Origin of the sequence: Acinetobacter sp. TY1, from assembly GCF_048551395.1 — a bacterium.
In the GTDB taxonomy this organism is placed as follows: domain Bacteria; phylum Pseudomonadota; class Gammaproteobacteria; order Pseudomonadales; family Moraxellaceae; genus Acinetobacter.
The window spans coordinates 1-10,342 of the sequence record NZ_JBLYZK010000046.1 but is presented as its reverse complement, the minus strand read 5'-3'; the positions used below and the strand labels follow the sequence as shown (position 1 = coordinate 10,342).

At 42.3% G+C, this 10,342-nt stretch carries 6 protein-coding genes; 5 read left to right on the top strand and 1 reads right to left on the bottom strand.

The genetic code is table 11. From position 1 onward, the window contains the following. The 4 genes from ACK2M2_RS15640 to ACK2M2_RS15625 form a co-directional block, all read left to right on the top strand. A partial coding sequence (locus tag ACK2M2_RS15640) for a beta strand repeat-containing protein (protein WP_419349780.1) occupies positions 1-3,618 on the top strand: 3,618 nt, incomplete at its 5' end. Positions 3,619-3,722: 104 nt separating this feature from the next. Further along, positions 3,723-5,117: a TolC family outer membrane protein gene (locus ACK2M2_RS15635; protein WP_419349778.1), complete on the top strand. Its 1,395-nt coding sequence runs from the start codon at positions 3,723-3,725 to the stop codon at positions 5,115-5,117. A gap of 266 nt (positions 5,118-5,383) precedes the next feature. Beyond that, positions 5,384-7,519, top strand: coding sequence for a type I secretion system permease/ATPase (locus ACK2M2_RS15630; RefSeq protein WP_419349776.1), 2,136 nt, complete (start codon positions 5,384-5,386; stop codon positions 7,517-7,519). Beyond that, a complete protein-coding gene (locus tag ACK2M2_RS15625) occupies positions 7,516-8,955 on the top strand; it encodes an HlyD family type I secretion periplasmic adaptor subunit (protein WP_419349774.1) in 1,440 nt (479 codons plus the stop codon). Before ACK2M2_RS15630 ends, ACK2M2_RS15625 begins: the two co-directional genes overlap by 4 nt. Positions 8,956-9,083: 128 nt before the next feature. On the opposite strand, the gene ACK2M2_RS15620 is transcribed toward ACK2M2_RS15625, so the two are convergent. Then, on the bottom strand, positions 9,084-9,701 hold the full coding sequence (locus tag ACK2M2_RS15620; RefSeq protein ID WP_078390486.1) for a CAP domain-containing protein: 618 nt from the start codon (positions 9,699-9,701) through the stop codon (positions 9,084-9,086). Between the two features lie 90 nt (positions 9,702-9,791). On the opposite strand from ACK2M2_RS15620, the gene ACK2M2_RS15615 reads away from it, so the two are divergent. Beyond that, a partial coding sequence (locus tag ACK2M2_RS15615) for an IS5 family transposase (protein WP_419349773.1) occupies positions 9,792-10,342 on the top strand: 551 nt, incomplete at its 3' end.

Here is a 10,342-nt window from a genome sequence, read left to right as displayed (position 1 = left end):
ATCACAGCAGGCGATCCAAATGGCTGGTATGCGATTAATGCCAGTACAGGTGAAATCACGCTGACCGCAGCAGGTGCAGCGTCTGCGGCGAATGACTATGAAAATGGCTTGCCAGCGCATAGCATCACCGTGACCGCGACCGATGCGCAGAACAACGCGACCGCCATCCCAGTGACGTTGAATGAACAGAATGTGAATGAAGCGCCGGTTGCAGTTGCTGATACCAACACGACAACGGAAGACACGACTTTAACAGTCAATGCGACGAATGGTGTATTGGCGAATGATAGTGATATCGACGGCAATCCATTGACAGTGACCCAGTTTACGGTTGCTGGCGTAGCAGGAACATTTACCGCAGGTCAGACAGCAAATATTGTAGGTGTGGGTCAACTCACGATTAACAGCAATGGTAGCTATAGCTTTGTTCCAGCGACAAACTACAATGGTGCGGTACCAGATGCAACCTATACTATTTCTGATGGTACAACCACAGCGACAAGTACATTGACGTTGACAGTTACACCAGTCAATGATGCGCCAGTTGCGAATGACGACACAGCGACGGTGGACGAAGGTGACACCGTGGTGATAGCGGTCAAGGGCAACGACACCGATGCCGAAGACGGTACGCCAGCAGGTGTGGTGACCATCGTGGGCGCACCAGCCAACGGTACCGTGACGGTGAATGCCAATGGCACCGTGAGCTATGTGCATAATGGTTCAGAAACCAGCAGCGACAGCTTCACCTATACCGTGACCGACAGCAATGGAGTCGTGTCCAATACAGCGACCGTGAATATCACCGTCAATCCAGTCAATGATGCGCCAGTTCCAAATGTGACATCGGCAACGGGCAATGAGGATACAGTTATTGCAGTGAACCTGAGTGGTTCAGATGTGGATGGTACGGTTGCTAGCTTTAAGCTAACCAGTCTACCAGCGAATGGTACGTTCTACAGTGATTTAGCAGCAACCAATCCATTAACATCGGCAAGTGTGATTAGTGCGACTTCAAATGCAGCAACGATTTACTTCAAGCCGAATGCGAACTGGAACGGTACAACCACATTCCACTACAGTGCCACAGATAATCAGAATTTGGTGTCGGCAACTCCTGCGATAGGTACTATTACAGTGAATCCTGTGAACGATGTGCCAACAACAACACCATTTACCATTAATCTTGTTGAAGCAGGTGTCGTTGCACCAAATAATACCGTTGTCGCAGGGATTGCAACGGTATCGGGTAATGCAATAACGCAGGGTAATATGACTGATGTGGATGGTGACACTTTAACTATCAGCTCATTTAAAGTGGGCACAACCACAGCCACAGCAGGTAATACCATTATCACGACGTATGGTACGCTCACGGTTAATGCAAATGGTACATACACCTACAACTTGGATAATAGTCGCCCTGCAACGCAGAACTTGCATCAAGGACAAACCATCAATGAAACCGTTACTTTGACTGTAAGTGATGGTCATGGTGGGTTTGTGCCATCCGTCATGAATGTCGTGATTACAGGTACAGATGATGCTCCAGTGATTTCACAGGAAGTGGTTGCCTCTACGCCTGATATTCAAGTGACAGCTCAATCAGGGGGAACGGGGACTTATACCGAGTTTAGAAATAGCTTTACAGGTGGTCGAGGTGGTAGTGTAAATAGTGGGGATAACAACCATACTTTACAGTTCGCTATTGCCAATGGTCAGGATGCCTCATCAGCAGTTGTGGTGGTGAATTTAGACCAAATTGATAACTCATTTATGGTGAATATCAATGGTCAGCCGATCATGAATCCATCGATCGCTTTAACCATGCAGTTACAGGCTGCTGATAATACCACTACCCCTCAGGTTGGCTTACGTTATGCTAATGGTTCTTGGGTCGCTGCTGGAAATCCATGGAGCGTTAATACACATGGATTACCTCGATTACAAATGATTATTTCTGAAGATGGTGTGCGTTTTTATGTATCAGCAAACACGAATTCGACGGTGATGACAGAAGTATTCCTTGGTAATACAGGTTCGCCATTTGTCCCAAGTAATGCAGGATTACAACTTCCAAATTTTGTGAATGGTACCAATACCATTGTCTTCACCAACACCGATGGTGACGGTCAAGAGTTGGTTAATGGTAGTGCTTCGGTCTCTGTTGGCGGCTCAATTGGTGTTGTAGATATCGATAATAATGCACAAATTAAAGGTGCAACCATTGTCCTTACGGGTAGTGTAGGCGATATTCTAGCGATTGGTGGCTTACCTGCTGGGATTACCAGTAGTATTAGCAATACCGTGAGTGGTGCTACTTCAACGACAACGGTCACCTTGTCGGGTAATGCAACCTTGGCAGACTATGAAAAAGCCTTGAGTTATGTGGTTTTTACCCCAGGTACAGCGACAACGACACGCTCGGTAAATGTCAATCTGATCGATGAACGTGATGTCACCTCCAATATCCTAACGGGTACATATACCGCAGGGATAAAAGAAGTGGTGGCTGGTGGTACTGCAACACTAGCTGAATGGAGTAGCTTTGGCTACTATGGCTATACAGCAAATACGCAAATCTTTGCAGGAGCAAGTGATTATAGTTCTATTAATTTAGCCAATCTGAATAGTGCTGCAACAAGTCAAGTTGCTGTACTTAATCAAACTACAGGGGGTAATAATCTCAACCTAGGTAATGGTATTGGTGTCACAGGAGGTACAAGTAATCGTATTCAAGGTACAGAAACCCTTGTCTTTGATGTTGGCTATTTGGCAACCCATGCACGCGTCACCTTAGAAAGTTTTACCAGTGGGGAATCGGCAACCATCCGTTTCTATAATGAATTAGGAATTTTGGTTGGTACACAAACCGTCAGTGGTTTAGGCAATAATGGTGATACTGCACAAATCCGTGATCTTGTCCCAAATCAGGCATTTAAATATGTGACGTTCTCGGCGGTGGGTAGTGCTACTTACGTCATTGATGGCTTGAAGGCAATTAATGAAGATTCGGTAAAATTAAGTAAGTTTACATTTACCCCATTGGCAGGCACAGCAGGCGATGATGTACTGCATGGTTCAGCAGGCGATGACATCATTAATGCAAATGATGGCAATGATATTGTGTATGGTCGTGCAGGCGATGACAGCATTAACGGCGGCAATGGTCATGACATTCTCTATGCTGAGGATGGCAATGATACAATCAATGGCGATGCAGGTAACGACACCTTATACGGTGGCATAGGCAACGATACCTTAAATGGTGGAGCGGACAATGACATTCTGATTGGCGGCACAGGTAACGACATACTCACAGGTGGAGCAGGTGCAGATACCTTTGTGTGGGGGATTGGTGATGCCGATGGTTCAACCGATGTCATTACCGATTATAGTCAGGCGGATAATGATGTGATTGATGTCAGTGCCTTACTTGACCAACTAGGTTGGGATAATACGATGCCGACATTGTCTAACTTTGTGACCACTCATGGTACAAATACCTTTGATGTGCATACTGCGGACTTAAGTCAAACTGTACACATCACCGTAACGGGTCAAACCTTTACAGACTTAGCCGACCTCATGGCAAAAACCAATTTGAAAATAGATTAATCAATGAGGGGGTGAACATTCGCCCCTGATTTACCCAGTTATTTTTATGGATAAGATGGCAACATCGTTAAACATTTAAGAAACCTTAAAACAAGGGGAAACCTGTGAAAGTATTAGCATTAACAAAAATCGCAAGCATGGTTGCTGGGGCAAGTGTGGCAATGACTGTATCAGCAGCAGACTTAACATCTGTGACTAAAACTGCGATTGAAAATAATCCAGAAGTACAAACTCAATGGTTTAGCTTCCTTGAAGCAACAGCAAATCAAAAACAAGCACGTGCTGGATACTTACCGTCCTTAGATTTGAATGCAGCGTACGGCAAAGGTAACCGTGAATTCGATGGCGATCGTGGTTGGTTCAATCAAGGTCAGGCAGAAATTGCATTAACGCAAGTTTTGTTCGATGGTTTTCGCATTAAGAGCAAAGTTGAACAAGGCGATTATGCTGCATTAAAACGCTACTATGATTTGAACTCAGGGATTGAACAAAAAGCCCTTGAAGCAACGCAAGCGTATTTAGATGTGCAACGTTATCGCGAATTGGTTCGATTGGCGGAAGGAAATTTTGCAAATCATCAACGTGTGTATAATCAAGTCTTACAACGTACTAATCAGGGTGTGGGTAATAAAGCAGATTTGTCACAAATCACAGGTCGTTTATCACTTGCTCAAACCAACTTGATGACTGAACAGGCCAACTTAAATGATGTATCTGCACGTTTTGCACGAATTGTTGGGGTTGAGCCAAGTAGTAATCTTGCGCCAGTAAGTGTGAATGTGGCACTGCCAAACAACACACAAGAATTGATTACCTCTGCGTATAACAATAACAACAGCTTAAAAGCTGCGTTAAGTGAAATGCAATATGCGCGTGCGAGTGCTCAAGAATTTAAAGCCAATATGTACCCGAAACTGTCGTTTGTGGCGCGTACTGGTTTATATCAAAACCGTAATAGTTTTGATGAGCGTAGCAATCCTGATAACGATAAATATGGGCAAGATAGTGCAGTTGAATTAAGACTCAACTACAATCTATTCAATGGATTTGCCGATAGAGCAGCCATGAATGCTGCTAATGCACGTGTTTCATTATCTAATGATTTGAAAAACAAAGCCTGTGTCGATATTCGCCAAACATCAACGGTGGCTTATAACAATGTGAATAACTACAGCAGCCAGTTAGAATGGTTACAACGTCATCGTGATGAATCTGCTTCAGTTGTAAAAGCATATAACGATCAGTTTGATATTGGTCGTCGTACATTACTTGATGTTTTAGACTCGGAAAATGAAGCATTCCAAGCCAATCGTGCTTATGTCACTACGCAATACGACTTGAAAGTTGCACAATTCCAAACACTGTATAGCACTGGTCAATTGTTGCCTGCACTCGGTATTCAACGTGATAATTTACCTGCTGTATCAGAAGTGAGTCAGCGTGAAATTAATGCAGCGAATATGTGTTCTGCGAACGTGCAAGCACAAGTTGCTGAATAATGAAAGTATGAAATGAAAAATAGGGTGCAACGTGTGCCCTATTTTTGTTCGTAAAATATACATTTTATATAAGAGAAGTTTTTGTTATTGAGCAGTTGAAAGCAATACATTAATTAGACCTCTTTCATAACCCCCTATAGTTCCCCCTTAAAAAGGGGGATGAGGAATATATTCCGCAAGTGGGGTTTAAAAACTTATGAGAGAGGTCTATTAATAGCAAGTTTTAGTTCAAAAAATCAAAATGCATTTTGACCCATGGTGAATAAGTGACAACACAAATATTTGACCCTTTAGCGTTATGCCTGATTCGGGTGGCTAAAGATTATGAGGTAAGTATTACCCAAGAAGGGCTACTTTCTGGCTTGCCTTTGCCCAATGGCTTGCTCATTCCGAGCTTTGTTTCGCGTGCTGCCGATCGTGTGAGTTTAAGCAGTAATATAGTGCAGCAAGGTTTAGCACAGTTAAATCACTTTGTGTTTCCTGCAATTTTATTGTTAAAAAATAATACTGCCTGTGTGTTGTATCGAATTGATCATGAGCAGAAACTAGCAACCGTTTATTTTCCTGAATCAGCCGATACAGTGAAGCAAATACCTATTGCAGAATTGCAAGCGCAGTATGTCGGTTCAGTGATTTATCTGCAACAACGTCAGTTTATTGTCGATAACAAACTGAAAATGGAAAAAAATCAGCAACACTGGTTTTGGCGTGTAATTCGTGAACACCGTTCAATTTATAAAGATATTTTGCTCGGTGCATTATTCATCAATATTTTTGCACTCTGTTCTCCATTTTTTGTGATGAACGTTTATGACCGAGTTGTGCCAAATCATGCATTGGATACGTTATGGGTTTTGGCACTCGGCATCATGATTATTATTACCGCCGATTTTGTTTTAAAGTTAGGACGCAGTTATTTTGTCGATTTAGCTGCGACGCGTGCAGATAACAAATTGTCTGCTTATATCATGGAAAAAGTGCTTGGTCGTCGCATGGAGCAGAATAATATGTCGGTTGGTATGACGGCATCAAATATTCAATCCTATGAATCGATTCGTTCATTTACCAGTTCATTGACTGTTGTTTCCTTAGTCGATCTGCCGTTTTTTGTATTGTTCCTTGCGGTCATTTGTATCATTTCATGGGTGTTTGTGATTCCGCTGCTCATTGCCGCATTAATCATCTTATTGTACGCATTGTCAGTGCATGTCAATTTGAAAAAATTATCTGACGCAATGGCAGAAGCTTCGCAACAACGTCAAGCCTTGTTGATTGAAACTTTAAATAATCAAGAAACCATTAAGAGTTTTAATGCCAACGGACGTATGCAAAATTTGTGGGAAAAAGCGACACGTTTTACCGTGCATTATTCTGCCAAGTTACGTTTTGTCGGTGGCACGGTAGGGAATTTTGCTTCATGGGTTCAACAAACAGTTGGCGTCGTCATTATCATTATTGGGGTTTACTTAATCGTTGATGGCAAGTTAACGCAAGGTGCACTCATTGCATGTTATATGATTTCGACACGTGCGTTAGCACCGATTGCACAGGTTGCGGGCTTACTTACTCAATATTATCAAGCGTCAAGCGCATTAAATTTATTGAACCAAACAGTTGAAGCTGAACAAGAACGAGAAAATCTGAAAGGTTGGGTCAGTCATACTCATCTAATTGGCAACATAGAATTTAAAAATGTCAGTTTGCGCTATCCAAATGAGTCACGTTCCGCTGTAGAAGATATTACGCTATCGATTCGTGCAGGTGAAAAAGTCGCGATATTGGGTAAAGTCGGTTCTGGTAAAAGTTCGATTGAGAAAATATTGTTGTCGCTTTATCGCCCAACTGAAGGCGCGGTGTTTATTGATCAAACCAATATTGCACAGATTGATCCTGCTGAATTACGGAGTCAAATTGGCTATATTCCACAAGATATTGATTTATTGAATGGTACGGTGTTGTCGAATATTGTGTTGGGCAATCCACATGTCAGCCGAACGGTTTTGGAACAAAGTTTAGTCATTTCGGGTTTAGGGCAGATTCTAAAAGCACATGAAGATGGTTTGTCTTTGCAAGTCGGTGAGCGAGGGCACAAGCTGTCGGGTGGGCAACGTCAAGCAATCGCAGTTGCACGTGCAATTGCTCAAAATGCGAAAATTTTGATTTTCGATGAGCCGACCAGTGCAATGGATACGCCATTGGAAAATCATGTGATTCATCATTTAAAACAATACATGACAGCCCAACACACCTTGATCTTGGTCACGCATAAACCTGCGTTATTGGCTTTGGTCGATCGAATTATCATTCTTGAAGATGGCAAAGTCATTGCAAATGGCGATAAAGAAACGGTCTTGAACGCAATGTTTCCTCAACAAGAAAAAGCTGCAGGAGTAACGTCGTGAGCGAAGAACAAAAGAAAACCAATCGCGAGAAATTATTTCAAGGCGTAGGCAAAAGTATCGAAAACTCTGAAAAGGTCATGCATCCTATTTTTGGGCGGTTGCGTTTGTTTAAACAGTATCAACCCGCAGAGGCGAATGACTGGCAGAGTCAGGTCAAAGAAGTGACGCAGTCGCAAAAACCGATTCAGGCACGAATCATTCTCTATGTCATTACCTTGACTTTTTTTGGATTGTTGCTGTGGGCAGGGTTTGCCAAAGTGGATGAAATTACCCGTGGTGAAGGCAAAGTGATTCCTTCTCAACAGATGCAAGTTATTCAATCGGTCGATGGCGGTGTGGTTGAAAAAGTCTATGTTCAAGAAGGGCAACATGTCAAAAAAGGCGATTTATTAATTCGTATTGATCCAACCCGTTTTACTTCTAATTTGAATGAAATCAATGCCAAGATTTTTGCTCTGCAAACCAAAACCAGACGTCTGAGTGCGCAAGTGAATGGTACACGCTATACATCAGGCACTGTACCAGAAGGGGTTTCACCAAATGAAGCGGCAATGATTCTGGCGCAAGAAAGCCAGTATTATGCCGAAAGTCTGCGGGAGCTCAGCCAAAGAACCACGACCAATCAAGGTACGGTTTCGACTCGTCAACAGGAATCGCAACGTGCTCAAGCTGCACTCGGACAAGCTGAAAGAGCCTATCAACTTGCAGTGCGTGAACTCAATACCACACGACCTTTGTTAAAGACTGGTGCGGTGTCGGAAATGGATATTTTGCGTTTAGAGCGTGATGTCTCCAATGCCGATGGTGAGCGTAAGCAGGCAGCAGCAAACTTACGTGGTTCGCAAGCCTCAATCGGCGAAGCGCAATCAAGAACCTCTGAAGCTGCGGTCAGTTTGAAAAACCAATGGCGCAATGAATTAGCAGAAGCGCAAGCGCAGTTGGTGAGTTTAAAAGAAAGTATTTCAGGCGTAGCAGACCGAGTGAAAACCACCGATATTCGTTCACCGACCAATGGTATCGTGCAGAAAATTTTCTTTAATACCATTGGTGGGGTTGTGAAACCAAGCGACCAAGTGGCGGAAATTGTGCCTTTAGATGGTCAATTGATCGTTGAGGCAAAAGTGTCTCCGAAAGATATTGCTTTTGTACGACCAGATTTGCCTGCGGTGATTAAATTTACGGCCTATGATTTTTCAATCTATGGCGGAATGAATGCGAAAGTAAAACATATTAGCCCAGACACATTTACCGATGAAAAAGGCAATATGTTTTATATCGTCCGTGCAGTGACAGACAAACCAACTTTCGGTAAAGGATTGTCTGTGATTCCAGGGATGACGGTTCAATTGGATATTATGACAGGTAAGAAAACAATTCTTTCTTATTTACTTAAACCAATTTTAAAAGCGAAAAACAATGCCTTAACCGAGCGTTAAGTCGAATAAACGTCATCAATCTACTAAAAATCCTTCTTTTAAAAAGAGGGATTTTTAATTTATAAAGCAGATTTTATAAGTGTTAATTTCAGTTTTTACCCGATCAAATAAAGATCTTGTACTCGGTTTTAGTTTTTCCCGCTACCAAAGTGTTGCACCCAGTATGTTCGATGGGTTGTAGGATTTCGGCTACATGCGATCGCATAATCTTTAAATTGCGGTTTCATTAAGTTATCGCAATGTCCTGGGCTTAATGCCAGCCAATTTTCAAGAACTTGTTTAAGGTTGGTTTGACCTGTTGCTAGATTTTCACCCCCACCGCCTTTATACCCTGTTTTTTTAATACGGAATCTAAGATTTTCACCTCCACGCCCGACATGACTTAAAATCTGACGTTGTGAAATATCCTGTGCATGCGCAGTTGAGCTCATCTGTAATTGATTATTCCATTTTAATGAATGAGTTGCCGAGTAGGCAATTTTTCCACATTGTTGGGAGTGATTTCGAATTTCATTAATGGCATTTAAAACTGCTTGCTGAAACTGTGGATTTTGAATGTCATCACAAGAGATTTTGTCAAAAGAGGCTAAAGTCTGTTGAGGATTTTTTTGAGTGGGTATCGTTGTTGATTTTGCAATGGTTTTATTTGATTGATGCTGCAAAGGCTGTTGTGGTTGTGAATTTGAACATCCATGTAGTAAAAAGTATAGACTGCATATAAAAGAATGATAAGCAATATTTTTCATAGTGCACCTCTAGCAAATTTTTTTATTCATCAGATGGGCTTTGTTGCACAAACCTATCTGTAAAGGCTTTTTCAGCGATATAATTTTCAAATGAAGAAGCCTACACAGAAAATCTACCGCACAACCAATTGGCCCGCATATAACCGAGCACTCATGAGTCGCGGAAATATTGCCATTTGGTTTGATCCTGCTACGCAATGGTATGCTCCATCAAAAGGCAAACAAGGGCGAAATCAAACCTACTCCGACGCAGCCATCCAATGCTGCTTAATGATTAAATCTTTATTTCGTCTGTCTTTACGTATGGTCACTGGCTTTGTGCAAAGTCTGATTAAACTTTGCGGATTAAATTGGACACCACCAGATTACACCACGCTTTGTAGAAGACAAAAGCATATTGATATTGCAATCAGTTACCAAAAAAGTAGCGATGGGCTGCATCTACTCATGGACTCTACAGGGATGAAGTTTCTAGGTGAGGGCGAATGGAAACGCAAGAAACATGGACCTGAATATCGTCGCCAATGGCGTAAACTACATATTGGTATAGATGCCAAAACCCTGCAAATACGAGCAGTTCAGCTTACAACCAATAATGTCAGTGATTCACAGGTGCTTGGTGATTTACTTAATCAGATTCC

Coding starts and splice junctions, on each gene's coding strand:
- ACK2M2_RS15620 (WP_078390486.1), bottom strand. CDS start 9,701: ATGAAAAATATTGCTTATCATTCTTTTATATGCAGTCTATACTTTTTA.